This is a genomic window from Streptomyces sp. NPDC016459 (genome assembly GCF_040632845.1).
In the GTDB taxonomy this organism is placed as follows: Bacteria; Actinomycetota; Actinomycetes; order Streptomycetales; family Streptomycetaceae; genus Streptomyces.
Genome location: NZ_JBEYCR010000001.1, coordinates 1,169,115 through 1,194,536, shown reverse-complemented (window position 1 = coordinate 1,194,536; position 25,422 = coordinate 1,169,115). Strand labels below are relative to the sequence as shown.

Below are 25,422 nucleotides of genomic sequence, written 5' to 3'. Positions count from 1 at the left end.
AGGCCCGGCGGACGCCCGCTCAGGCCAGGGCGCGGACCAACTCCGGCGCCAGCTCGGGGTGGTTCATCCGCTCCGGCACCACCGACACCGCGTCGCAGCCGACCCACGCGGCCGCCTCGCGCAGCGCCGTCGCCACCGCGGGCACGGCCCTCGGGCCGTCGAGCGTCACCTGCCGGGCGACGAGCGTCCTGCCCTCGCGGGCGGGGTCCACCCGGCCGACGAGGCGGCCCCCGGCGAGGACCGGCATCGCGAAGTAGCCGTGGACCCGCTTGGGCTTCGGCACGTACGCCTCCAGGCGGTGGGTGAAGCCGAAGATCCGCTCCGTGCGGGCCCGCTCCCAGATCAGCGAGTCGAACGGCGACAGCAGCGTCGTACGGTGCCGGCCGCGGGGCTCCGAGGCCAACGCCGCCGGGTCCGCCCAGGCGGGCTTGCCCCAGCCCGCCACCGTGACGGGGACGAGCCCCGCCGCCTCGACCACGGCGTCGAACTGCTCGCCCTTGATCCGGTGGTAGTCGGCGATGTCCGCGCGCGTCCCCACCCCCAGCGCCTCCCCGGCCTGCCGCACCAGGCGCCGCACGCACTCGGTGTCGTCCAGGTCGTCGTGGAGCAGAGCGTCCGGGATGGCCCGCTCGGCCAGGTCGTACACCCGCTTCCAGCCGCGCCGCTCGACCACGACCACCTCGCCGTACATCAGGGCCCGCTCGACGGCGATCTTGGCGTCGGACCAGTCCCACCACTCGCCCTTGTTCTTCGCGCCGCCCAGTTCCGTCGCCGTCTGCGGGCCCTCGGTCCGCAGCTGGTCGATCACCTTGTCGTACGCCCCCGCGGACAGATCGTGGTGCCACTGCGGGCGGCCGCGGTAGGCGCGGCGGCGGAAGGCGAAGTGCGGCCACTCCTCGACGGGCAGGACGCAGGCCGCGTGCGACCAGTACTCGAAGGCGTGGGCCTCGGTCCAGTAGGCGTCCTCGACCGTCGTACGGCCGACGGCGCCCAGGCGCGCGTACGGGATGAGCTCGTGCGAGCGGGCGAGTACGGAGATGGTGTCGAGCTGCACCTGCCCCAGGGCGCGCAGCACCCCGCGCACTCCGGCGCGACGGTCGGGCGCGCCCAGGAAGCCCTGGGCGCGCAGCGCGATCCGGCGGGCTTCGTCGGCGGACAGTTCGGCGGCGGGGCGCGGCACAGTCGTCATGGACGGCACCCTAGGCCCCGGCACTGACAGCCGGGCCCGGGCGGCCCGTCGGCCCTGAGCGGGCCCGCCAGGCCCCGGTCGCACGGTCAGCCTCGCCCCCGGCCTCCGGCCGCACGTCAGCCCCGCCCAGGTCCGTCCGGCCCCCCGGTCGCACGTCAGCCCGCCCGGCCTCCGGCCGTACGGCCGCCCCGTCCAGGTCCGTCGAGCCCACGGCCGGACGTCAGCCCTGGGCGGGCAGGTCGCGGGTCGTCAAATACGGCAGCGGGCTCGGGAGGCCGAAGTCGGAGGGGAGCAGGGCGCCCACCCAGCTGTCCCTGAGCGTGCCCTTGTTGGTGAGGCCGGCGCGCTGCGCGCCCTCCATCACGAAGCCCACGCGCTCGGCCACCGCGCGCGAACCGACGTTGCCGACCTCGGCACGCCACAGCAGGCGGGTGCAGCCGAGCGCGGTGAAGGCCCAGTGGGCGAGGGCGCGGACGGTCTCCGTCATGTAGCCGCTGCCCCGGTACTCCTTGCCCAGCCAGAAGCCGACCTCCCAGACGCCCGTGCCACGGCTGGACAGGGCGACGGCGGCGAGCAGCGGGCCGCCGGCCAGCGGTTCGACGGCGAAGGCGTACTCGGTGTCGTCGCGCCAGCCGTCGGGCACGAGCCGGTTCAGGAAGAACTCGGCGTCCTGCCGGGTGTAGGGGTCGGGGACGACGGTCCAGCGCAGGATGTCCGGGTCCTGGCAGAGGGCGTACACCGCGTCGGCGTCCTCGGGAACCCAGTTCCGCAGGCGCAGTCGGTCGGTGGTGAGGGTGATCGGCTCCATGACTGGATTGTGGTGAGCCGCCGGATCGGAAGCGAACACTTTTCGGATGGGGCGGCACCTTCCGCCCACCTCGTGCGTTCTCTTTCCGGGCGGACGTACGGCTCCGGCACTGTGGGCCTCCCTTCGCGAGGGCGGTCTCGCTTACGATGGCCGTTGCGGTGGGGACCACCTGCCGTGCCCGCGCTCGCGTCCGTGACAAGACCCAGTGCCAGGCCCGACCGGCAAGGAGACCAGCCTCAGTGTCCGTCTTCAACAAGCTCATGCGTGCAGGCGAAGGAAAGATCCTGCGCAAACTGCACCGCATCGCGGACCAGGTCAACTCCATCGAAGAGGACTTCGTCAACCTCTCCGACGCCGAGTTGCGGGCGCTCACCGATGAGTACAAGCAGCGGTACGCCGACGGTGAGAGCCTCGACGACCTGATGCCCGAGGCCTTCGCGACGGTGCGCGAGGCCGCCAAGCGTGTCCTCGGTCAGCGCCACTACGACGTCCAGCTGATGGGTGGCGCCGCCCTCCACCTCGGCTACGTCGCCGAGATGAAGACCGGTGAGGGCAAGACCCTCGTCGGCACCCTCCCGGCGTACCTCAACGCGCTCTCCGGCAAGGGCGTCCACCTGATCACGGTGAACGACTACCTGGCGGAGCGCGACTCCGAGCTCATGGGCCGGGTGCACCGCTTCCTCGGCCTGTCCATCGGCTGCATCCTCGCCAACATGACGCCGGCCCAGCGCCGCGAGCAGTACAACTGCGACATCACGTACGGCACGAACAACGAGTTCGGCTTCGACTACCTGCGCGACAACATGGCGTGGTCCCAGGACGAGCTCGTCCAGCGCGGCCACAACTTCGCCTGTGTCGACGAGGTCGACTCCATCCTCGTCGACGAGGCCCGTACGCCGCTGATCATCTCCGGCCCGGCCGACCAGGCGACGAAGTGGTACGGCGACTTCGCCAAGCTCGTCACCCGCCTCGCCAAGGGCGAGCCCGGCAACACGCTCAAGGGCATCGAGGAGACCGGCGACTACGAGGTCGACGAGAAGAAGCGGACCGTCGCCATCCATGAGGCCGGTGTCGCCAAGGTCGAGGACTGGCTGGGCATCGACAACCTCTACGAGTCGGTGAACACCCCGCTCGTGGGCTACTTGAACAACGCCATCAAGGCGAAGGAACTGTTCAAGAAGGACAAGGACTACGTCGTCATGGACGGCGAAGTCATGATCGTCGACGAGCACACCGGCCGTATCCTCGCCGGCCGCCGCTACAACGAGGGCATGCACCAGGCGATCGAGGCCAAGGAGGGGGTGGCGATCAAGGACGAGAACCAGACCCTCGCCACGATCACCCTGCAGAACTTCTTCCTCCTGTACGACAAGCTCTCCGGCATGACCGGTACGGCCATGACCGAGGCCGCCGAGTTCCACCAGATCTACAAGCTGGGTGTCGTCCCGATCCCCACGAACAGGCCGATGATCCGCAAGGACCAGTCGGACCTGATCTACCGGACCGAGGTCGCCAAGTTCGCCGCCGTCGTCGACGACATCGCGGAGAAGCACGAGAAGGGCCAGCCGATCCTCGTCGGCACGACCTCCGTCGAGAAGTCCGAGTACCTCTCGCAGCAGCTCTCCAAGCGCGGCGTGCAGCACGAGGTCCTCAACGCCAAGCACCACGACCGTGAGGCGAGCATCGTCGCCCAGGCCGGCCGTCGCGGCGCCGTCACCGTCGCCACGAACATGGCCGGTCGCGGTACGGACATCAAGCTCGGCGGCAACCCGGACGACCTCGCCGAGGCCGAGCTGCGTCAGGCGGGTCTCGACCCGGTCGAGCACGTCGAGGAGTGGGCCGCGGCCCTTCCCGGCGCCCTGGAGCGGGCCAAGAAGGCGGTGCAGGCGGAGTTCGAGGAGGTCAAGGACCTCGGCGGGCTGTACGTGCTGGGAACCGAGCGCCATGAGTCCCGCCGTATCGACAACCAGCTGCGCGGTCGTTCCGGCCGTCAGGGCGACCCCGGCGAGTCCCGCTTCTACCTCTCCCTCGGCGACGACCTGATGCGTCTGTTCAAGGCGCAGATGGTCGAGCGCGTGATGGCCATGGCCAACGTGCCGGACGACGTGCCGATCGAGAACAAGATGGTCACCCGCGCCATCGCCTCCGCCCAGTCGCAGGTCGAGACCCAGAACTTCGAGACCCGTAAGAACGTCCTGAAGTACGACGACGTCCTCAACCGGCAGCGTCAGGTCATCTACGGCGAGCGCCGTCGTGTCCTGGAGGGCGAGGACCTGCAGGAGCAGATCCAGCACTTCATGGACGACACGATCGACGACTACATCCGCCAGGAGACCGCCGAGGGCTTCGCGGAGGAGTGGGACCTCGACCGTCTGTGGAACGCCTTCAAGCAGCTCTACCCGGTGAAGGTCACCGTGGAGGAGCTGGAGGACGCGGCCGGGGACCGGGCGGGCATCACCGCCGAGTTCATCGCCGAGTCCATCAAGGGCGACATCCACGAGCAGTACGAGGCGCGTGAGAAGCAGCTCGGCTCGGAGATCATGCGTGAGCTGGAGCGGCGCGTGGTCCTCTCCGTCCTGGACCGCAAGTGGCGCGAGCACCTCTACGAGATGGACTACCTCCAGGAGGGCATCGGTCTGCGCGCCATGGCGCAGAAGGACCCCCTGGTCGAGTACCAGCGCGAGGGCTTCGACATGTTCACCGCCATGATGGAGGGCATCAAGGAGGAGTCCGTCGGCTACCTGTTCAACCTGGAGGTCCAGGTCGAGCAGCAGGTCGAGGAGGTCCCGGTGCAGGCGAGCGCTCCCTCGCTCGACAAGCAGGACGCGGTACCGGCCCCCGCCGGGCGTCCGGAGATCCGCGCCAAGGGCCTCGAAGCCCCGCAGCGGCCGGACCGGCTGCACTTCTCCGCGCCGACCGTGGACGGTGACGGCGGCGTCGTCGAGGGCGACTTCGCCTCCGACGACGCGGACTCCGGCGACGGGATGACCCGGGCGGAGCGCCGCAAGGCCCAGAAGAACGCGGGCGGTGGGCGTCGCCGTAAGAAGTGACGTCGTGCCGCTGAGGCGGTGACGCGTCGCGTGGGGGCCGGTCGCCTGTCGGGTGACCGGCCCCTTCGTCGTGCGGGGTCGGTGGCTCGTGGGGGTGGCCGGCCCCTTCGTCGTGCGGTGTCGGTGGGCCGTGGGGGTGGCCGGTCCCTTCGTCGGGTCGGGTCGTCGGCCCGTCGGAGTGGCACGCCCCTTCGTCATGCGCGGCCGGTCGTCGTGCCCAGGCCGTCGAGTTCGACCGCGGCGCAGCGCCAGCGCTGGTCGGCGCCGCGCTCCAGGCGGAACGCCATGGCGCGGACGCGGGGCCCGGTGGCGATCGTCGCGAAGGCCTCCACCGCCGTCCGGTCGGTGTCGACCTGGGCCGAGCAGCGGCGCAGGACCGGGCGGGGGCCGAGGGACCGCAGGGGCGTCTCCGGGGCGATCCGGACCAGCTGCTCGTACGCCTCGCCGACGGTGTGGCCGAGCATGCAGTGGACCGGTCGTTCCCCGCTGAGTACGGCGAGCAGGCGCTCGGCGAAGACGGTGTGCGGGGGAAGGGCGCGGGGTGCGGTGGCGGCAGCGGGACGGGTGCCGGCGGGGCCGCGCGGGCGGGTGCCGGCGGGACCGCCGGGCGCGGTGCGGGGGCGGGGGGTGCGCGGGGCGCTGGGTCGGGTGGTCGCGGTGGAGGGGTGCGGCTGCGGGTGCGGTGTCTCGGTGGGAGTCGCGGCGGAGACGTGTGGTGTCGCGGTGGCAGTCGCGGCGGAGGCGCGCGCTGTCCGGGTGGTGGTCCTGAGAGTGGTGGTCATGACGGTCCCCTGTCGTTGCGTAACCGGTTGGTACCGGTCAGTAACTTCCGTTGGGGATCTTGTACGGGTGGGCCCGGACCGCCCGCAAGGGCCCGGGTCCCCGAAGCTCGTCGGAACGGGAATCACCTATCCGGGTGACGCGCCGGAAAATCGGCTCTCAGGGCCGGACGGAAGGGCACGCCGAGGTGGACGCGGGGCGAGCGCCGCCCGGATCCCCGAAGGGGGACCTCCCACGTATCCTGAGGGCCTCTCCGTCGACGAAAGCGGCCAGCCATGCGCGTGTACGTTCCACTGACCCTTCCCGGTCTCGCACAGGCGCACAAGGCGGGCGAGCTGGGCCCGGGCCCGCTGACGGCCTACGCGGTGACCCCCGCCCTGCGCGAGTGGTACGTCTCCGACGACATCGAGGAGCTGGAGTACGCGGCGCTCAACCGGGCCGCGTCCGCCTCCCTGCGCCTCCTCGCCGGCGACCCCGGCGCGCCCCGGCGCCGGATCGTCGTCGCCGTCGACGTGGCCGACAAGGACGCGGTCACGGACCCCGACCGCGGGCTCGACGCCGGTTCCATCGGCGAGGTCCGGATCGCCGGAGCCGTGCCGCTCGCCGAGGCGGCCGCGGTGCACGCCGACGCGGACGACGCCGAGCCGGACGTGACGGCCGCCGCCGCCGCGCTGGGGGCGGCGGACCAGGGTGACGACGACGCGCAGTTCGTCGTGGACGGGGCCGAGGACCACGAACTGCTGTGGTTCGGGGTGCAGGAGATTCCGGCGTTGCTGGGCTGACCTGCGCGGACCCCAACGGCGAGTCTTCGCTGTCACAGCCGCCGGGTACCGTCTTTCCATGGGGAAGCACGACGGCTTGCGCGGCAAGCATCTGGTCTGGGACTGGAACGGAACACTGCTCGACGACACCAGCGCGGTCATCGGAGCGACGAACGCGGCCTTCGCCGAACTCGGTCTCGAACCGATCACGCTGGAGCGGTACCGCGAGCTGTACACGGTGCCGGTGCCCAAGTTCTACGAGCGGCTCATGGGGCGGCTGCCCACCGACGCCGAATGGACCGTCATGGACGGCATCTTCCACCGGCACTACTGGGTGCGCGCCGAGAACTGCGGGCTGACCTCCGGTGCGGCGGAGCTGCTCGCCGCGCGACAGGCGTCCGGGCTGACGCAGTCGCTGCTGTCCCTCGCCCCGCACGCCGACCTGGTCCCCCTGGTCCGGCGGCACGGGATCGCGGAGCGGTTCCTGCGCATGGACGGGCGCGTCGACACCTCGACGGACGGGAAGTCCGGGCACATGGTGCGGCACCTGGCCGCGCTCCAGGGCGTCCCGGCGGACCGCGTCGTCGTCATCGGTGACGCGGCGGACGACGCGGTGGCGGCGGCGCACGTGGGCGCGCGGGCCGTGCTGTACACCGGGGGGTCGCACAGCCGGGCGTCGCTGGAGCGGGTGGGCGTGCCGGTGGTGGACTCGCTCGAGGAGGCGGTGGCAGTCGCGGAGACGTTGATGTAGACCGCCGCCGCGACGAGCCCCGCCTCGCGCCTCAGGCCCTCGTGCGGAGGACCTTCAGGAATTCGCGCATCCAGGTGGGGTGGTCCGGCCAGGCCCGGGAGGAGACCAGGAGGCCGTCGACCACCGCCGCGCTGTCCTGGAAGGTCGCTCCCGCCGCCTGCATGTCGAGTTCAAGCGCCGGGTACGCCGTGACCCGGCGGCCCTCGAGGCCGCCGACCGCCGCGGTCAGGAGGGGGCCGTGGCAGATCTGGGCCACCGGCTTGTCCGCGTCGAAGAAGGCCTTGAGCACCTTGCGGAGTTCCGGGTCGTTGCGCAGGTACTCCGGCGCCCGGCCGCCCGGGATCACCACCGCTACGTAGGCGCCCGGGTCGACCTCCGAGAAGGCCAGGTCGGCGGGCCAGGTGTAGCCGGGCTTCTCGGTGTACGTGTCGAAGCCGGGCTCGAAGTCGTGGACGACGAACCGGAGCTGCTTGCGCGCGGGGGCCGCGATGTCGACCTCGTATCCCTCTTCGAGCAGCCGCTGGTAGGGGTACATCACCTCCAGCGACTCCGCCGCGTCCCCGGTCACGATCAGGATCTTCGCCATGGCTCTCCCAGATCACAGATGGTCGGTCTGCATTGCTGCGCCCGTGCTCGGGTACACGCTGCCCGTGGCGGGGTGCCTTGCCAAGAGGACATGTGTCGCTGTCCATAACGTCAAACTTCCACCCCCTCTTTTGTACACATACGGACCATGACGGCGCGGGGGGCGAGGGCGATAGGCTTTTCCCGTGATCAGCGCAATACGCCGAGGGGGCAATGCGGCCCCCGGCTGCCGCCCGGCCCGCGACAGGGGCCGGGCCGACCGTGCGTTCGCTGATCCCCTCCGTCCGGGCGTGCCGCGCTCCGTGGCCGATAACGACCCGGGCATCTCTCATCAGGGCATAGCGTCGTCTTCGACCGGAATCACCGCGTCGTGGCGTTGTGCCCCTTCTTCCACCGACGTCACGCAACGGCGCGCGACAGGAGTCAGAGGACATGCAGACCAAGCTGGACGAAGCCAAGGCCGAGCTGCTCGAAAGGGCCGCCCGGGTAGCTGAGCACAGCCCGGTCGGGGGGCGACTTCCGACGGGCCCGGAGGGTGCTGGGGAGCGCCCGGACCGGGACGCCGTACTCGAGTACCTCCAGCGCTACTACCTCCACACGGCGCCGGAGGACCTCGGTGACCGGGACCCGGTCGACGTGTTCGGTGCCGCGCTCTCCCACTACCGGCTCGCGGAGAACCGTCCACAGGGCACGGCGAACGTACGCGTCCACACTCCGACGGTCGAGGAGAACGGCTGGACAAGCAGCCACTCCGTTGTCGAGGTCGTCACTGACGACATGCCGTTCCTCGTCGACTCGGTCACCAATGAGCTGTCACGCCAGGGTCGTGGAATCCATGTCGTGATCCACCCACAGGTCCTGGTCCGCCGGGATGTCGCGGGAAGGCTGATCGAGGTCCTCTCGGCCCAGATCCAGGGCGAGCTGCCGCATGACGCGCTGACCGAGTCCTGGATCCACGTCGAGATCGACCGCGAGACCGACCGCGCCGACCTCAAGCAGATCACCGCCGATCTGCTGCGTGTCCTGTCCGACGTCCGCGAGACGGTCGAGGACTGGGACAAGATGCGCGAGGCCGCCCTGCGGATCGCCGACGGCCTCCCGGCCGAGCCCACGGCGACCGATCTGCGTCCCACCGAGGTGGAGGAGGCCCGCGAGCTGCTGCGCTGGCTCGCCGACGACCACTTCACCTTCCTCGGCTACCGCGAGTACGAGCTGGTCGACGGTGACGCCCTGTCCGCCGTCCCCGGAACGGGCCTCGGCATCCTGCGCTCCGACCCGCACCACTCGGGCGACGACGAGGGGCACCACGCCCACCCCGTCTCGCCGTCCTTCAGCCGGCTGCCCGCCGACGCCCGTGCCAAGGCGCGCGAGCACAAGCTGCTGATCCTGACGAAGGCCAACAGCCGGGCGACCGTGCACCGCCCCTCGTACCTCGACTACATCGGTGTGAAGAAGTTCGACGCCGCCGGCAACGTCATCGGTGAGCGCCGCTTCCTCGGTCTGTTCTCCTCGGCCGCCTACACCGAGTCCGTCCGTCGCGTCCCGGTCGTCAAGCGCAAGGTCCAGGAGGTCCTGGAGGGCGCCGGCTTCTCGCCGAACAGCCATGACGGCCGCGACCTGCTCCAGATCCTGGAGACGTACCCGCGCGACGAGCTGTTCCAGACCCCGGTCGACCAGCTCCGGTCCATCGTCACCAGCGTCCTGTACCTCCAGGAGCGGCGCCGGCTGCGGCTCTACCTGCGCCAGGACGAGTACGGCCGCTACTACTCGGCCCTCGTCTACCTGCCGCGCGACCGCTACACGACCCGCGTCCGGCTGCGGATCATCGAGATCCTGAAGGAGGAGCTCGACGGCACCAGCGTCGACTTCACCGCCTGGAACACCGAGTCGATCCTGTCCCGGCTGCACTTCGTCGTCCGTGTCAAGACCGGCACCGAGCTGGCGAAGCTCACCGACGCCGACGTCGAGCGCATCGAGGCCCGGCTCGTCGACGCCGCCCGCTCCTGGGCCGACGGCTTCGCCGAGGCGCTGAACGCCGAGTGCGGCGAGGAGCGCGCCGCCGAACTGCTCCGCCGTTACGGCAACGCCTTCCCCGAGGGCTACAAGGCCGACCACTCGCCGCGCGCGGCCGTCGCCGACCTCGTCCACATGGAAGCCCTCGTCCGCACCAGCGGCAAGGACTTCGCGCTCTCCCTGTACGAGCCGGTCGTCGCGGCCCCCGGTGAGCGCCGCTTCAAGGTCTACAAGACGGGCGACCCGATCTCGCTCTCCGCCGTCCTGCCGGTCCTCAACCGGCTCGGCGTCGAGGTCACCGACGAGCGCCCGTACGAGTTGCGCTGCGCCGACCGTACGCACGCCTGGATCTACGACTTCGGTCTGCGGCTGCCCGTCTCCACCGGCAACGGCGGCGACTCGTTCGGCGACGACGCCCGCGAGCGCTTCCAGGAGGCCTTCGCCGCCACCTGGACCGGCGAGGCCGAGAACGACAACTTCAACTCGCTCGTCCTCTCCGCCGGGCTGACCTGGCGCGAGGCGATGGTGCTGCGCGCGTACGCCAAGTACCTGCGGCAGGCCGGCGCGATGTTCAGCCAGGACTACATGGAGGACACCCTCCGCAACAACGTCCACACGACCCGGCTGCTCGTCTCCCTCTTCGAGGCCCGGATGTCCCCGGAGCGCCAGCGCGCCGGCACCGAGCTGACCGACGGCATCCTGGAGGAGCTGGACGGCGCCCTCGACCAGGTCGCGAGCCTGGACGAGGACCGGATCCTGCGGTCCTTCCTCACCGTCATCAAGGCCACGCTGCGGACGAACTTCTTCCAGAAGACGTCGGACGGGCAGCGCCACTCCTACGTGTCGATGAAGTTCGACCCGCAGGCCATCCCCGACCTCCCGGCGCCCCGCCCGGCTTTCGAGATCTGGGTGTACTCCCCGCGCGTCGAGGGCGTCCACCTGCGCTTCGGCAAGGTCGCCCGAGGCGGTCTGCGCTGGTCCGACCGCCGTGAGGACTTCCGTACGGAGATCCTCGGCCTGGTCAAGGCCCAGATGGTGAAGAACACCGTCATCGTGCCGGTCGGCGCCAAGGGCGGCTTCGTCGCCAAGCAGCTCCCGGACCCGTCCGTGGACCGTGACGCCTGGCTGGCCGAGGGCATCGCCTCGTACAAGACCTTCATCTCGGCGCTGCTCGACATCACCGACAACCTGGTCGCGGGCGAGGTCGTGCCGCCGGTCGACGTCGTCCGCCACGACGAGGACGACACGTACCTCGTGGTCGCCGCGGACAAGGGCACCGCGACCTTCTCCGACATCGCCAACGGCGTCGCGGAGTCGTACGGCTTCTGGCTCGGTGACGCCTTCGCCTCCGGCGGTTCCGCCGGTTACGACCACAAGGGCATGGGCATCACGGCCCGTGGCGCCTGGGAGTCCGTCAAGCGCCACTTCCGCGAGCTGGGCCACGACACCCAGACCGAGGACTTCACGGTCGTCGGCGTCGGTGACATGTCCGGCGACGTCTTCGGCAACGGCATGCTGCTCTCCGAGCACATCCGCCTCGTCGCCGCATTCGACCACCGCCACATCTTCATCGACCCGAACCCGGACGCGGCCGTCTCCTATGCCGAGCGCCGCCGCCTCTTCGACCTGCCCCGCTCGTCCTGGGCCGACTACGACCCGTCGCTGCTTTCCCCGGGCGGTGGCATCCACCCCCGCAGCGCCAAGTCGATCCCGGTCAACGCGCACGTCAGGGCCGCCCTCGGCATCGAGGACGGCATCACGAAGATGACCCCGGCCGAGCTGATGAAGGCGGTGCTCCACGCACCCGTCGACCTGCTGTGGAACGGCGGCATCGGCACGTACGTCAAGTCCTCCGTCGAGTCCAACGCCGACGTCGGCGACAAGGCCAACGACGCCATCCGCGTCGACGGCCAGGACGTCCGCGCCAAGGTCATCGGCGAGGGCGGCAACCTCGGCGCGACCCAGCTGGGCCGCATCGAGTTCGCCCGCTCCGGCGGCCCCGAGGGCCACGGCGGCAAGGTCAACACCGACGCCATCGACAACAGCGCCGGCGTCGACACCTCCGACCACGAGGTCAACATCAAGATCCTGCTCAACGGGCTCGTCACCGAAGGTGACATGACCGTGAAGCAGCGCAACAGGATCCTCGCGGAGATGACCGACGAGGTCGGCACGCTCGTCCTGCGCAACAACTACGCGCAGAACACGGCCCTCGCCAACGCCGTCGCCCAGTCGCCCTCGCTCCTCCACGCCCACCAGCGGTACATGCGCCGCATGGGCCGTGACGGGAACCTCGACCGGTCCCTGGAGTTCCTGCCCAACGACCGGCAGATCCGCGAGCTGCTCAACAACGGCCGGGGCCTGAGCCAGCCGGAGCTCGCCGTCCTCCTCGCGTACACCAAGATCACGGTGGCCGACGAGCTCATCGGTACGGGGCTGCCCGACGACCCGTACCTGCGCGGGCTGCTCCACGCGTACTTCCCGACGCTGCTGCGCGAGAGGTTCCCCGAGGCCGTCGACAACCACGCCCTGCGCCGCGAGATCGTCACCACGATCCTCGTCAACGACGTCGTCAACACCGGCGGCTCGACCTTCCTGCACCGCCTCCGCGAGGAGACCGGCGCGTCGATCGAGGAGATCGTCCGGGCCCAGACCGCCGCCCGCGTCGTCTTCCGTCTCAGCCAGGTTTGGGACGCCGTCGAGGCGCTCGACAACCGGGTGCCGGCCGAGATCCAGACCCGGATGCGGCTGCACTCCCGCCGGCTCGTCGAGCGCGGCACCCGCTGGCTGCTCAACAACCGGCCGCAGCCGCTCCAGCTCACCGAGACCATCGACTTCTTCGCCGAGCGCGTCGACGAGGTCTGGGAGCAGCTGCCGTCGCTGCTGCGCGGTGCGGATCTGGAGTGGTACCAGTCGATCCTGGACGAGCTGACCGCGTTCGGTGTGCCGGAGGAGCTCGCGCTGCGGGTCGCCGGCTTCTCGTCCGCGTTCCCGATCCTCGATGTCGTCGCGATCGCGGACCGCACGGGCAAGGACCCGCTGGCGGTGGCCGAGGTCTACTACGACCTGGCCGACCGGCTGCGGATCACCGACCTGATGGACCGGATCATCGAGCTGCCGCGCAGCGACCGGTGGCAGTCGATGGCCCGCGCCTCGATCCGTGAGGACCTGTTCGCGGCGCACTCGGCGCTGACGGCGGACGTCTTGGCGGCGGGGGACGAGACGGCGAGCCCTGAGCAGCGGTTCAAGGCCTGGGAGGAGAAGAACGCGGCGATCCTGGGCCGCGCGCGGACGACCCTGGAGGAGATCCAGGGCTCGGACACCTTCGACCTGGCGAACCTGTCGGTGGCGATGCGGACGATGCGGACGCTGCTGCGTACGCACAGCTAGGGGTGTGAGACGCAGGGGCCCCGCCGGTGTTCCGGCGGGGCCCCTGCGTCGTTCCGCGTTCCGTCATTCCGTGGGGGGTGTGACCGTCGACGTCCACAGGCGGCGGGCGGCGAGCAGGGCCGCCGCGAGAAGCAGGCCGTTGCGGAGCACCATCACGGCGAGCCCCTGGGTGGTGCCGGCGATGACCTCGTCGTATAGGACGGGGTACGCGAGCGAGCTCAGCGCGGCCGCCGGGAGCAGCAGCAGCGCCACCGGGCGCATCACGGTCTTCCGGGACGTCAGACAGACGGCGGCGAGCCCGAGCAGCCAGATCATGTACTGGGGGCTGATCACCCTGCTGGTCGCGGTGAACAGCAGGACGGCGGCGAGGGCCGCGTCGAGCGGGGTGGCGGGTGTCCAGCGGTGGGCGCGGAGGCGCCACAGGAGCAGCCAGCCGAAGGCGATGACGGTGAGCAGCAGGGCGAGGTGGCCGAGTGTGGAGACGTACGGGCCGACGTACTCGAAGGCCCCGTAACGGAACTCGACCCTTCCCGGCCAGGCCCCGGTGGCCCCGGCGAGCGCGAGGACCGTGCCGCCGAGGGACTCGATCTGGATGCCGCGGGCGCCCTGCTGGCGCAGGAAGCCGAGGGGCCCGGAGAAGAAGAGCGCCAGGGTGGCGAGGAGGGCGAGGGCGGCGACGACCGCGGCGGTCCAGGCCTCGCGGCTGGTACGGCCCCGGGGGGTGCCGATCAGGGTGAGCGCCGGCCAGACCTTGACCATCGCGCCGATGCCGGCGAGGGCACCGCCGAGCCGTCGGGAGGCGGTCGAGCGGGCCCCCAGGGCCAGCAGGGCGAGGACGGCGAGGGCGGTGGTCTGGACGTCGTACCGGGCCAGGGGCAGGTGCAGGAGGAGCGGCAGGCCGCAGACCCAGATCCAGGCGCCGTGGGTGAGGCGGGCACTGTCGGCGCGGGCGAGGGCGAGGGTGACGACCGCGTCGGCGAGGAGGCTGAGGGCGACGAACGCCTGGAAGTACGTCAGCCAGGGCAGGAGGCCCGGCGACATGATGACGAGCCCGGCGCCGGGCGGGTACTGCCAGGTGACGTCGCCGACGGGGAAGGTGCCCTGGGCGAACTGCGTGTACCAGTGCTGGTAGAGCTCCACTTCGCGGCCGACCCCGCCGATGCCGAGGGTGTCGCGGACGAGCAGCAGGACCATGCCGACGCGGGTGAGCAGCCAGACGGAGGCGAGGGCGAGGTAGGGGCCGCTGCCGACGGTGACGAAGGTGGCGGAGGTGAAGGTGTCCGAGTCGAAGGGGGACCCGGTGAGGGAGGGGGGTTCGGGACCGGTCCGGGGCGGGGGCGCGGTGCCGGTGTCCGTTCCGGGGCCGGGTGCGTGGCCGGCTCCGGTCCCGGGTGGGGGTTCGGGGCCGGGGGGCGACTGAGGGTGATCGTTCGTCATCCCTCCGCACTGTAGTCCTCTTTGTCTTATTTGCCCCTTTCCTTCGCGCCCATCCCGGTGAACTCCTCGTACGCCGCCACCGGCTCCTCCGCCGGCCCGTCCCTCCGCAGGGAGCCCGACTCGTCCTCGACCTCGTCGGCGCCTTCGCGGCCGGTGGCGGCGCTCACGGCCTGACCGGGCAGGCCCGGCCGGCCCCTACTTCACCGCGCCCGCCATCACTCCGGTCGCGAACTGGCGCTGGAACGCGAAGAACACCACCAACGGCACCACCATCGACACGAAGGCACCCGGCGCCAGCACGTCCACGTTGTTGCCGAACTGCCGTACCTGCTGCTGGAGCGCCACGGTGATCGGCGGCGACTGCGAGTCCGCGAAGATCAGCGCGATCAGCATGTCGTTCCACACCCACAGGAACTGGAAGATGCCCAGCGAGGCGATCGCGGGACCGCCCAGCGGCAGTACCACCCGGGTGAAGAGACGGATCTCGCCCGCCCCGTCGAGGCGCGCCGCTTCGAGCAGCTCCCGCGGGATCTCCGCGAAGAAGTTCCGCAGCAGGAAGATCGCGAACGGCAGCCCGAAAGCCGTGTGGAAGAGGACCACCCCGAGGGTCGTCTCGAAGAGCCCCACCGCCCCGAACAGCTTCGAGACCGGGACCAGGGCGACCTGCACCGGCACCACGAGCAGCGCGACCACCCCCAGGAACCACCAGTCCCGGCCGGGGAACTCCAGCCACGCGAACGCGTACCCGGCGAACGAACCGATGACGAGCACGAGCAGGGTCGCCGGGACGGTGATCAGGACGGTGGATCCGAGGGAACCGGTGATCGTGTCGTTCGCCAGGAGATGGGTGTAGTTCTCGGTGGTCAGCCGGGCCGGGGCCGTGAACACCTGCCACCAGCCGCTCGCCGCGATGTCGGACGGCGAGCGCAGCGAGGACAGCAGCAGCCCCACCGTCGGCAGCAGCCAGAACAGGCCGGTGAGGACCAGGAACACCCGCACCGCGCCCCCGGCGGCACGGGCGGCGACCCTCGCGACGAGGGGGCGGGACGACCGGACGTCGGGGGAACTGCTCATCGGCGGGCCTCCTGGCGCAGGCGGCGGATGTTGAAGACCATCACCGGGACCACCAGCAGCAGCAGCAGGACGGCGATGGCCGAACCGACCCCGAGATCGGCGTCCGTACCGAAGGACGAGCGGTACAGCTGGAGCGCGAGCACGTTCGCGTCGTCCTGGGCGGAGCCCGGCGCGATGACGAAGACCAGGTCGAAGACCTTGAGCACGTTGATCATCAGGGTGACGAGGACGACCGCGAGGACCGGGGCGAGCAGCGGCACCGTGATCCGGCGGAACACCTGCCACTCGTTGGCCCCGTCCACCCGCGCCGCTTCGAGCAGCTCGCGCGGCACGGCGGCGAGCCCGGCGCCGATCAGGACCATGGCGAACCCGGCCCACATCCACACGTACGCGCCGATGACGGCGGGGGTGACGAGCGACGGCCCCAGCCACTCCACGCCGTTGTACTGCTCCCGGAAGTTGCTCGCGGGCAGACGCAGTACGGCTCCGTCGACACGGTCGGCGGGCAGCGTGAAGGTGCCGTCGGCGGCGGCCGTGGCCCTGGCGACCACCGCTCCGTCCCGCACGGCCTCGATCCGCAGCCCCGCGAGGCCCAGCTCGGCCGGGTCGACGGCGTTCGGCCGGCCGCCGCCGCCCCGGGTGAAGTCAAGCCAGGCCGTGCCGGCGACGGTCCCCGGTGCGGGCGGGTTCTCGCGGGCCGGACGGGCGTTCTCCGGCATCTGCCCGGGGGCCACCCCGATCAGCGGAAGCCGTACGGGCTCCCCGGCGCGGACCGGGACCTTCGTGACGAACGCGCCGCCCTCGGCCGCCTCCAGCGGATGGACGGGCAGCGGCCGGGCCCGGGGGAAGACGGACGACTCGGCGAAGGTGTCGTGGACCCCGACCCAGACGGCGTTGGCCACCCCGCGGTCCGGATCCTGCTCGTAGACGAGCCGGAAGATGATGCCGGCGGCGAGCATCGAGATCGCCATCGGCATGAAGACGACCAGCTTGAACGCCGTCCCCCACCGCACCCGTTCGGTGAGCACGGCGAAGACCAGACCGAGGGCGGTCGCGACCGCGGGCGCGAGGACCAGCCAGATCAGGTTGTTGCGGACGGCGGTGCGGAGCGAGTCGTCGGTGACGAGGGCGATGTAGTTGTCCAGGCCGACGAAGGAGTCGCCGGAGCGGTCGAAGAACGAGCGCTGGACCGAGTACCCGATCGGGTAGACGACGAGCGCGCCGAGCAGCAGCAGGGCGGGGAGCAGGAACCCGGCGGCGACGGTCCTGCTCCTGCCCTTGTCCCTGGTGCGCCGTGGGTGGGCGGCGGTGCTGCTCGTGATGTCGAGTTCGGCGGAGCGGGTGCGGGCGGTCCTCGGCATGCCGGGGCCTCAGCTCTTCGCCGCGGCCCGGTACGCCTTCTCCGCGTCCGCCTCCAGGCGCGCCTGCGTCCCCGCGATGTCCTTCGGGTTCTTCAGGAAGTCCTGGAGCGCCTTCCACTCGCCCTTGCCCGGCGTCCCGCCGAAGGACTGCGGCATCTGGTCCGACATGTCGAAGCGGAAGCCGTCCCCGGCGCCGATGAGCGCCTTCGCGATCTCGCGCTGGACGTCGTTGGGATACGCCGCCGGGTCCAGGTTCTTGTTGGGGGAGAGGAAGCCGCCCTCGGCCGCCCAGATCTTCGCCGCGTCCGGGGAGGCGAGGAAGGCGAGCAGCGCCTGCGCGCCCTTGGTGTCCTTGAGGGCCACGGCCGCGTCGCCGGCCGTCACCACCGGGGTGGAGCCCGTGCCGACGGTGGGGAACGGGAAGACCTTCGCGTCCGTACCGATCTTCGCCTTCGTCTGTGCGATGTTGACGGCGGCGAAGTCACCCTCGAAGACCATCGCCCCCTTGGGCTGGTCACCGCCGGTGAAGGTCTGGGTGACCGAGACCGGGTACTCCGTCTGGAGCGCGCCGCTCGTCCCGCCGGCGAGCAGCGCCGGCTTGCCGAACAGTTCGGCGAGCGTGGTCAGTGCGGCGGTGACGGACGGGTCGGTCCACTTGATCTCGTGCTTCGCCAGTTGGTCGTACTTGGCCGGACCGGCCTGGGAGAGATAGACGTTCTCGAACCAGTCGGTGAGCGTCCAGCCGTCCGCGCCGCCCACCGAGACCGGGGTGACGCCGGAGGCCGAGATCGTCTCGGCCGTGGCGAGGAACTCCTTCCACGTCTTCGGCTCGGTGGCGCCCGCGTTCTCGAAGACGGCGGAGTTGTACCAGATCAGGGACTTGTTGGCGGCCTTGAAGTAGACCCCGTACTGGGTGCCGCCGACCGCACCGAGGTCCTGCCAGCCGCGGGAGTAGTTCGCCGCCAGCTGGGCCTTGACCTCCGGACCGACCGGTTTCAGCCACTTCTGGGCGGCGGCCTGCTGGATCGCGCCCACCTGCGGGAGCATCGCCACGTCGGGCGGCGAACCACCCGCGATCTTCGTGCCGAGGAAGTTCACGATCGGGTCCTGGGCCGGCACGAAGGTGACGGTCGCACCCGTGCGTTTCTCGAACTCCCGCAGGACCTTGGTGAAGTTCTCCTGCTCCGGTCCCGTCCAGACGGCGGCGACCTCGATCTTCTGGCCCTGGAGGGGGAGCGCGCCGCCACTGGGCGCGGTGTCCCCCGGATCCTTCTCGGCTCCGCCGCCGCCGCACGCCGCGAGGGCGAGTGCGGCGAGCGCGGCGAACGCCGTCATGCTCACTGCGGCCTTGCGTGGACGAAGAGTTGTACGCATCACTGCCCCGTCTCTCCTGTGCGTGTCGCTGTCCCGTGCCGACAGGTCTACGCCGCGTCGCGGGGCCCCGCAATACCGCCTTCCGTGTCAAGCGAACGATCGTGACTGCCTTGTGACGTGACGTCAGTGGTGGGACGCGGGGGTCAGCGGGGGCACGGGGGTCGCCTCGACCGAGCGGGCCGCCCGGTCGAGCGCGCTCGCCAGGAGGGCCAGATCCGTCGGTCCGTTGCCCAGCTCGCGGACCGGGCGGCGGGTGGGCGGATCGCCCATGCGTTCCCACTCCAGCGGGACGACCGTCGGGCGGAGCGTCGCCGTCCGGGGGATGCGGCCGGTGACGCGGCCCGCCTGGAACGGGGTGACCCGGCCGTCCGGATGCCCGAGGCGCCCGCGTCCGGCCGCCGGGACGTCGGGGCCGACGGTCACCGGGGGCGCGTCGAGCACGATCCGCAGCCGGGCCCCGTGCGCCAGCTCCGTGTCGGCGGTCCGGTCCGGGCGCGCGGAGGTCGCGACGAGGTGCACGCCGAGCCGCTCGCCGTTCCGCGCGACGGCCTCGAGGGCCCGTACGACCGAGCCGGCGGCGGGCCGTCCTGAGGCGCCGAGCGCGGGGGCGACGAGGGCGTCGAAGTCGTCGACGAGGACGACGAGCCGGGGGAGGTACGCGGGGCCTGCGGCCCTGACCGGTTCGCCGGAGGCGGGGCGCGGGATCCGGCCCCCGGCCTCCTCCCCGGCCGCCCGGGGAGCCCGACCGCCGGAGTCCTCCCCGGCGGGGCGGGGCACGCGTCCGCTGGGGTGACCGCTCAGGTCCTCGGCTCCGGGGCGGGGTACGCGTCCGCTCGGGCGGTCGGTGAGGTCCTCGGTCCCCGGCCGGGGTACGCGTCCGCTGGAGTATGCGACCGGGTCCTCGGCTCCGGACCGAGGTACGCGTCCGCTGGAGTATGCGCCCAGGTCCTCGGCTCCGGACCGAGGTATGCGTCCGCTGGGGTGACCGCTCAGGTCCTCGGCTCCGGGGCGGGCTACGCGTCCGCTCGGGCGGTCGGTGAGGTCACCGTCGCCCGTACGCAGGGTGCGGCTGCTCGGGCGGTCGTCCAGGGGGCCGCCGTCCCGTCGCGGCAGGTGCCCACTGGGCGTGTCGGCCAGAAGGGCGTCCGCACCGGGGCGCGTCCGGGTGCTGGGCCGCTCGTCGAGCGAGCCGTCCCCGGCGCGGGGGACGCGCCCGCCGGGGTGGTCGGCACGCGGCACGCGTCCACCGAGATCCTCGGCCCCCGGCCGGGGCACGCGTCCCGCCGGGCGCTCGCTGAGGTCGCCGTCGCCCGTACGGAGCGTACGGCTGCTGGGCCGACCACCGAGGTCACCCCCCGGATACGCGGTCCGCCCGCTCGAACGCCCCCCGAGCTCCTCGGCGCCCGGGTAGGCGGCGCGGCTGCCGGGGCGGTTGTCGGGATCGCTCGGGTAGGACGTCCGGTCACCGACGGGGTCGCCGGGGTACGGGGTCCGGCCACTGGCGCGGTTGTCGAGGTCGCGCGGGTACGAAGTCCGGCCACTGGCGCGGCTGTCGAGGTCGCGGGGGTGCGGCGTCCGGCCGCCGGCGGGGTCGCCGGGGTGCGAGGTCCGGCTGCTGGGCCGGGCGTCGAGGTCGCCCGGGTGCGAAGTCCGGCCACTGGCGCGGCTATCGATGTCGCCCGGGTAGGACGTCCGGCCGTCGGCCCTGCCGTCGAGGTCTCCCGGGTACGGTGTTCTGCCGTTGTCGCGTTCGTCCGGGGCGCTCGGGTACGTCGGGCGGCCGTTCGTCCGTCGGGGGTCGGGGGTGCCGTACGTGATGCGGCCGCTGGGGCGGCCGCCGAGGTCGTCCGTGCCGGGGTACGGGTCGCCCGTGCGTCCGCCTCGGGTGTTCGGCAGGGCGCCGATCGAGCCGTCGCCCGTGCGGAGGGTGCGGCCGCTGGTCCGGCCGTCGAGGTCGCCCGTGTCCTGGACGCGGACGGTCACCCGGGCCCCCTGGGGCACGGATTCCGCCGCGCTCGGAGCGCGCTGGCCGATCAACCGATCGGTCCCGCGCGTGCCGCGGCGGTCGGCGAAGTGGCCGTCGCCGATGAGCTCCGCCCGCCGCTTCAGCTCCGCGCCGAGCGCCTGCGCGAACTCCCGCATCCGCACCGGGTCCGAGGCGACCAGGTGCTCGGTGACGTGCGGCAGCTCCGTACAGGCCGCGAGTCCTTCGCCGCGCTCGCCGCCCGCCCCGTCCACCAGGAGCAGACCGAGCCGGTCGGGGCGCCCGCCGGCCGCGAGCGAGGCGGCGATCGAGCGGAGGAGCTCCGTCCGCCCGCTTCCGGCGGGACCCTCGATCAGCAGATGCGGGCCCTCCCGGGTGAGGTCCACCGCGAGCGGGCCACGCGGACCGGCGCCCAGGACGGCCGTGCCTTCGCCGGCGGAGGCCCAGCGGGCCATCAGGGAGGCGGGTGTGGCGCGGGCGAGCCCGAGCTCGTCGAGGAGCCGTGCCGATGGGGGCAGCGCGGCGGCACGGGCGCCCGGGGCCGCGGTCGTGTCCGTACGCAGGGGGGCCAGCGCGCGCCCGAACCGCTCGGCCCAGGCGACGGAGACCGCGTCGACCATGCCGACGGTGCCGTGGCCCGCGACCCGGCCGCCGGCGGTCCGCAGCAGCCGCAGCGCCGTCGCCACGTCGCCGCTGAGGAGCACGGCGGCTCCGCACTCGCGGAACGCGAGCGACGAGGCGCAGGCGGTCTCGTACGTGGCGGCCACCGGGGAGACGGGGGAGGCCGAGGGCGCCTCTGCGAGGCACAGGAGGTGGATGCCGGCGGCCGCTCCCGCTCCGGCGAGCCGCGCCACCGTCTCGCGCAGGGCCGCCGAACCGGGGTCGCCGTCGACGACCACGACCGTCCTCGGCCCCTCGTGGCGGGCCGCGACCTCGGCGACGGACGCGCGGTCGGCGCTGGGCCAGCCGGGGCCGAGCGGGCCGTCGTCGAGCCGTCGGGTCAGCTCCGCCGTACGGGCCTGCGCCTGCTCTCGGTCGTACGCCAGGAGCAGTCGGCAGTCCTGGCCGTGGGCCGGTCGGACGTGGGGGAGCCAGCCGAGCCAGCCCCAGGCCCGGCGCCGCTCGTCGAGCGAGCGGTTCCGGTCGGCGCTGATCAGCACGATCTCCAGGTCGGAGGGGGAGTGCAGGGCGGCGAGCTGCGCGACCACCGACCGGGCGAGACCGGCGAGCCGGTCGGCGGGGCCGGCGAGGCCGAGGGAGCCGGCCTCGCGCAGTCCCACGGTGACGGGCACACCGGAGAGTTCGGCGCGTTCTGTCGTGCCGAGCCGGACCACCAGGGACTCGGCGTGGTTCTCGTCGCGCTCCCAGAGTCGGGGGCCGGGGCCGAGGGCGGTGAGCAGGAGGGTGGCCGGGTCGGGCCAGGTGTCGGCCGTCGGGCCGGGCGCGGGCGCGCCGTCCCGTGTGCCGGGGCTGGGCCGGACGCCGGCGTGGGTGTCCGGAACGGTACGGGGGTCGGCGGCGGGTGCCGGGAGTTCCTCGCGGCCGCCGGCCAGCCGCCGGGCCCAGGCGCCGAGCCCGCGCCTGCCACCCGCGCGCGTGGGCGAGGTCGGGGCCTCGCCCCGGCCCTGGCGGGTTCCGTCGAGGTCCTCGCCGCCGGGGCCTTCGGGGCGGTCCTGGTGGTCCTCCGCGCGCGTGTCGGCCGGGGAGCCGGTGTCGTACGGGGCGGCGTACGCGTCCGGGCCCGTGCCGCCGTACGGGACACCGCCCGCGCCGCCGTGGGTCGCGTCGTCCGTGGGGTGCCCGGGAGCCGTGCCGGGCACGCCCGCGTGCCCCGGCCGGTCGGGTCCTTCGGTCCGGTCCGTCCCGTCGGGGGCGGCCGCCCCGCGCGCGATCCGCAGATGGCCCTCGCCGTCCGGGGACGTCGCCCTCGCGTCCGTACCGCGGAGGTCGTCGCCGGCGCCGGTCAGGCGGAGGGCGGACTCGCCGAGCCGCAGCAGCGCGCCCGGGGCGAACCGCACCGGGCGGTCACCGACCGGCACGCCGTCGAGGGTCGTGCCGTTCGTCGAGCCGCGGTCGGCGACCGTGACCCGGCCGTCCTCGCCGACGGTCACGACGCAGTGGGCACGGGAGACGTCCGGGTCGTCGAGCGGCACGTCGGCGTCGACGGAACGGCCGATTCTGATCGGGCCGCCGTGCAGCAGGTGCACCCCGCCCGCGTCCGGGCCCGCCACGACGTGCAGCCGGGCGGTGGCGGTCTCGCCGACGCGGTCGTCCGGTCCCGGGACCTGGAGGGAGAGCACGGCCCCGTCGACCAGCGGGGGCTCGCCGAGGACGCTGCGGCGGGTGTCGAGCCGCTCCGCGCCCGCGTAGAGCACGGTCGTGCCCGAGGCGGAGGTGTCCGGGCCGGTGACGGCCGCGGCGAGGTTCGAGGCCACGGCGGCGAGCGCCGTGCCGGCGGGGGCCGTGACGAGCACGTCGCAGGCGCGCCCGGTGCCGTGGCCGGCGTACGGCGCGAGGACGGTCAGCCGGATCTGCATCGCCGTCAGCGGTCCCTTCTGCGCGACATGCCCGGCAGGGGGACCGCCCTGTGACTCCCCCCACCCGACACGGACACGTCGTCCGGTACAGGTCGGCACGGCGCGGGGGCTCCCGACCCCTTGGCGCGACGTGCTGGAGGCATCCTCGCACCTGCCACCGACAGCCCGTCCCCGGGTCGGCCGGAAGTGATCTTGAATGGTCGGCTGTGGACGCAAAAGTGCCTGGTTGGGCATGCCTTCGGAAGGTGCCCGGCAACCGTCGCGGCCTCAGGAGCGTCTTCCTCCGGACAGATGTCCGGCTGCTCCGGGGCAGGAACCGGGACCCTCCCGACGTCCCGGGCCGGGGCCCTCACCGCGAGGAACCGCCGGTGACCCCGCCCACCGGCTCCGGAACCGGCCTGTGGACGACCGGTCGGCAGCCCGTTCGGCGGCACTAAAGTGGGTCGGAAACCCGGACGGGTCACAACAGAGGACAGGGACCCCGGGGACATCACCGGACCAGCCCCGACCACGGACAGCAGGGAGCGCGCGACGTGCGGCCTATCGGCAGCAAGTACCTGCTCGAGGAGCCGCTCGGCCGCGGCGCCACGGGCACCGTCTGGCGAGCCCGCCAGCGGGAGACGGCAGGCGCCGAGGCGGCCGTGCCCGGCCAGCCCGGCGAGACCGTGGCGATCAAGGTCCTCAAGGAGGAGCTGGCCAACGACGCGGACATCGTGATGCGCTTCCTGCGCGAGCGGTCCGTGCTGCTCCGGCTCACCCACCCCAACATCGTGCGCACCCGCGACCTGGTGGTCGAGGGCGACGTCCTCGCGCTCGTCATGGACCTCGTCGAGGGCCCCGACCTGCACCGGTACATCCGGGAGAGCGGCCCGCTCACCCCGGTCGCCGCCGCCCTCCTGACCGCCCAGATCGCCGACGCGCTCGCCGCGAGCCACGCCGACGGTGTCGTGCACCGCGACCTCAAGCCGGCCAACGTGCTGCTCGCCGAGCACGGCGGCCAGATGCACCCGATGCTCACCGACTTCGGCATCGCGCGCCTCGCGGACTCCCCGGGCCTGACCCGGACCCACGAATTCGTCGGCACGCCCGCGTACGTGGCGCCCGAGTCCGCCGAGGGACGCCCCCAGACCTCCGCCGTCGACATCTACGGCGCGGGCATCCTGTTGTACGAGCTGGTCACCGGCCGGCCGCCGTTCGCCGGCGGCTCCGCCCTCGAAGTCCTCCACCGGCACCTCAGCGAGGAGCCCCGCCGCCCGTCGACCGTGCCGGGCCCGCTGTGGACGGTCATAGAGCGCTGCCTCAGCAAGGACCCGGACCGGCGTCCGAGCGCCGTCAACCTCGCCCGTGGGCTGCGCGCGGTCGCCGCGGGCATCGGCGTGCACTCCACGCCCGCCCAGATCGAGGCTGCGGACGGCGTCGGCGCGCTCCTCGCGCCGGACCCGGCGCCCGCGCCCGTCCCCGAGACGCCGGGGGCCGCGGATCCCACCCAGGTGCTGCCCAGCGGCGCCGGGACGCCGCCGCGGTTCGACCCCGCCGGCGCGACCAGCGTCATGCCGACCAGCGGCCCGGCGGGCGCCGCCGACCCCACGGCCGTCATGCCGCCCGTACCGCCGCGGCCGCCGCAGTCCGGGCAGGGCGCGCAGTCCGAGGAGCCGCACCCCTGGCAGAACCAGCTGAGGGCCGCCCGCGACCGCAACGAGCAGACGCAGGTGCAGTACCTGGACCCGAGCCAGGACCCGCTGCGCCGACGCCCGCAGCGGCAGCCGCAGCCGCAGCAGCCGCAGGACCGGCAGCAGCCCGGGGCGTACGGGCAGCAGCAGCCGCAGCCGTACCAGCAGCAGCGCCCGGCCCCGCAGCGCCCCGCACCCCAGCCGTACCAGCAGCAGCACCAGCAGCACCAGCCGCAGCAGTACGCGCCGCCGCCCGCCCCGCAGCAGTACGCCCCGCCCCAGCAGCAGTACACCCCGCCGCAGCCGCCGCCCCAGGCCCCGGCACCGCGCCGCGAGCCGCGCCCGCCGCGTCAGCGCAGTGCCAACCCGGTGCGGATCCCCGGCCTCGGCTGCCTCAAGGGCTGCCTGGTCATGATCGTCCTGTTCGTGGTCGCGGGCTGGCTCGTCTGGGAGCTGACCCCGCTCCAGGACTGGATCGCCGAGGGCAAGAGCTACTGGGAGGCCATCGGCGACGGCATCACCACGGTCACCGACTGGATCTCCTCGATCGGCGAGAGCACCGGCTCCGGGGGTACTACCGGCGGTACGGGGCAGTAATACTGCCGATTTATCGACTTCCGAGGGGTGATTTCCCCTCGGAAGTGACGACCGGCGGCTG

14 protein-coding genes and 1 pseudogene are annotated in these 25,422 nt (G+C 72.6%); 5 read left to right on the top strand and 10 right to left on the bottom strand.

The features are described 5' to 3' along the window. Positions 1–19 precede the first annotated feature (19 nt). On the bottom strand, positions 20–1,189 hold the full coding sequence (locus tag ABZ567_RS05430; RefSeq protein WP_360784937.1) for a crosslink repair DNA glycosylase YcaQ family protein: 1,170 nt from the start codon (positions 1,187–1,189) through the stop codon (positions 20–22). 220 nt (positions 1,190–1,409) lie between these two features. Further along, on the bottom strand, positions 1,410–1,997 hold the full coding sequence (locus ABZ567_RS05425) for a GNAT family N-acetyltransferase (protein ID WP_360784936.1): 588 nt from the start codon (positions 1,995–1,997) through the stop codon (positions 1,410–1,412). Positions 1,998–2,236: 239 nt separating this feature from the next. On the opposite strand from ABZ567_RS05425, the gene secA reads away from it, so the two are divergent. Further along, positions 2,237–5,047, top strand: coding sequence for a preprotein translocase subunit SecA (gene secA / locus ABZ567_RS05420; protein ID WP_360784935.1), 2,811 nt, complete (start codon positions 2,237–2,239; stop codon positions 5,045–5,047). 194 nt (positions 5,048–5,241) lie between these two features. Here the strand turns inward: secA and ABZ567_RS05415 are convergent. After that, positions 5,242–5,574 (bottom strand): annotated as a pseudogene (locus tag ABZ567_RS05415) (Rv3235 family protein); the annotation flags it as partial. 528 nt (positions 5,575–6,102) lie between these two features. Here ABZ567_RS05415 and ABZ567_RS05410 point away from each other — a divergent pair. Both ABZ567_RS05410 and ABZ567_RS05405 read left to right on the top strand, forming a co-directional pair. Beyond that, a complete protein-coding gene (locus ABZ567_RS05410; RefSeq protein WP_360784934.1) occupies positions 6,103–6,609 on the top strand; it encodes a hypothetical protein in 507 nt (168 codons plus the stop codon). A 58-nt stretch (positions 6,610–6,667) separates the two neighbouring features. Beyond that, entirely contained in the window at positions 6,668–7,339 is a 672-nt protein-coding gene (locus ABZ567_RS05405) for an HAD family hydrolase (protein ID WP_360784933.1), read from the top strand. A gap of 31 nt (positions 7,340–7,370) precedes the next feature. On the opposite strand, the gene ABZ567_RS05400 is transcribed toward ABZ567_RS05405, so the two are convergent. Beyond that, a complete protein-coding gene (locus ABZ567_RS05400) occupies positions 7,371–7,925 on the bottom strand; it encodes a DJ-1/PfpI family protein (protein WP_360784931.1) in 555 nt (184 codons plus the stop codon). A gap of 431 nt (positions 7,926–8,356) precedes the next feature. Here ABZ567_RS05400 and ABZ567_RS05395 point away from each other — a divergent pair, with 431 nt between their 5' ends. Next, positions 8,357–13,327 (top strand): NAD-glutamate dehydrogenase, encoded by a 4,971-nt coding sequence (locus ABZ567_RS05395; protein WP_360784929.1) that lies wholly within the window; start codon positions 8,357–8,359, stop codon positions 13,325–13,327. Between the two features lie 63 nt (positions 13,328–13,390). Here ABZ567_RS05395 and ABZ567_RS05390 read toward each other — a convergent pair whose 3' ends face one another. The 6 genes from ABZ567_RS05390 to ABZ567_RS05365 form a co-directional block, all read right to left on the bottom strand. Then, positions 13,391–14,521 (bottom strand): glycosyltransferase family 87 protein, encoded by a 1,131-nt coding sequence (locus tag ABZ567_RS05390; protein WP_360785061.1) that lies wholly within the window; start codon positions 14,519–14,521, stop codon positions 13,391–13,393. A gap of 269 nt (positions 14,522–14,790) precedes the next feature. Then, a complete protein-coding gene (locus ABZ567_RS05385) occupies positions 14,791–14,931 on the bottom strand; it encodes a hypothetical protein (protein ID WP_360784927.1) in 141 nt (46 codons plus the stop codon). A gap of 28 nt (positions 14,932–14,959) precedes the next feature. Next, positions 14,960–15,838, bottom strand: coding sequence for a carbohydrate ABC transporter permease (locus ABZ567_RS05380; protein WP_360784925.1), 879 nt, complete (start codon positions 15,836–15,838; stop codon positions 14,960–14,962). Further along, positions 15,835–17,199: a sugar ABC transporter permease gene (locus ABZ567_RS05375; RefSeq protein ID WP_360784924.1), complete on the bottom strand. Its 1,365-nt coding sequence runs from the start codon at positions 17,197–17,199 to the stop codon at positions 15,835–15,837. Before ABZ567_RS05375 ends, ABZ567_RS05380 begins: the two co-directional genes overlap by 4 nt. Before the next feature lie 9 nt (positions 17,200–17,208). Continuing rightward, positions 17,209–18,573, bottom strand: a complete 1,365-nt coding sequence (locus tag ABZ567_RS05370) for an ABC transporter substrate-binding protein (RefSeq protein ID WP_360784922.1) — start codon at positions 18,571–18,573, stop codon at positions 17,209–17,211. Positions 18,574–18,696: 123 nt separating this feature from the next. Further along, positions 18,697–23,094, bottom strand: a complete 4,398-nt coding sequence (locus tag ABZ567_RS05365) for an FtsK/SpoIIIE domain-containing protein (RefSeq protein ID WP_360784921.1) — start codon at positions 23,092–23,094, stop codon at positions 18,697–18,699. Between the two features lie 533 nt (positions 23,095–23,627). Here ABZ567_RS05365 and ABZ567_RS05360 point away from each other — a divergent pair. Then, positions 23,628–25,361 (top strand): serine/threonine-protein kinase, encoded by a 1,734-nt coding sequence (locus tag ABZ567_RS05360; RefSeq protein ID WP_360784920.1) that lies wholly within the window; start codon positions 23,628–23,630, stop codon positions 25,359–25,361. Positions 25,362–25,422 lie beyond the last annotated feature (61 nt).

Coding starts and splice junctions, on each gene's coding strand:
- ABZ567_RS05395 (WP_360784929.1), top strand. CDS start 8,357: ATGCAGACCAAGCTGGACGAAGCCAAGGCCGAGCTGCTCGAAAGGGCC.
- ABZ567_RS05380 (WP_360784925.1), bottom strand. CDS start 15,838: ATGAGCAGTTCCCCCGACGTCCGGTCGTCCCGCCCCCTCGTCGCGAGG.
- ABZ567_RS05405 (WP_360784933.1), top strand. CDS start 6,668: ATGGGGAAGCACGACGGCTTGCGCGGCAAGCATCTGGTCTGGGACTGG.
- ABZ567_RS05370 (WP_360784922.1), bottom strand. CDS start 18,573: ATGCGTACAACTCTTCGTCCACGCAAGGCCGCAGTGAGCATGACGGCG.
- ABZ567_RS05400 (WP_360784931.1), bottom strand. CDS start 7,925: ATGGCGAAGATCCTGATCGTGACCGGGGACGCGGCGGAGTCGCTGGAG.
- ABZ567_RS05410 (WP_360784934.1), top strand. CDS start 6,103: ATGCGCGTGTACGTTCCACTGACCCTTCCCGGTCTCGCACAGGCGCAC.
- ABZ567_RS05425 (WP_360784936.1), bottom strand. CDS start 1,997: ATGGAGCCGATCACCCTCACCACCGACCGACTGCGCCTGCGGAACTGG.
- ABZ567_RS05390 (WP_360785061.1), bottom strand. CDS start 14,521: ATGGTCCTGCTGCTCGTCCGCGACACCCTCGGCATCGGCGGGGTCGGC.
- ABZ567_RS05365 (WP_360784921.1), bottom strand. CDS start 23,094: ATGCAGATCCGGCTGACCGTCCTCGCGCCGTACGCCGGCCACGGCACC.
- ABZ567_RS05430 (WP_360784937.1), bottom strand. CDS start 1,189: ATGACGACTGTGCCGCGCCCCGCCGCCGAACTGTCCGCCGACGAAGCC.
- ABZ567_RS05375 (WP_360784924.1), bottom strand. CDS start 17,199: ATGCCGAGGACCGCCCGCACCCGCTCCGCCGAACTCGACATCACGAGC.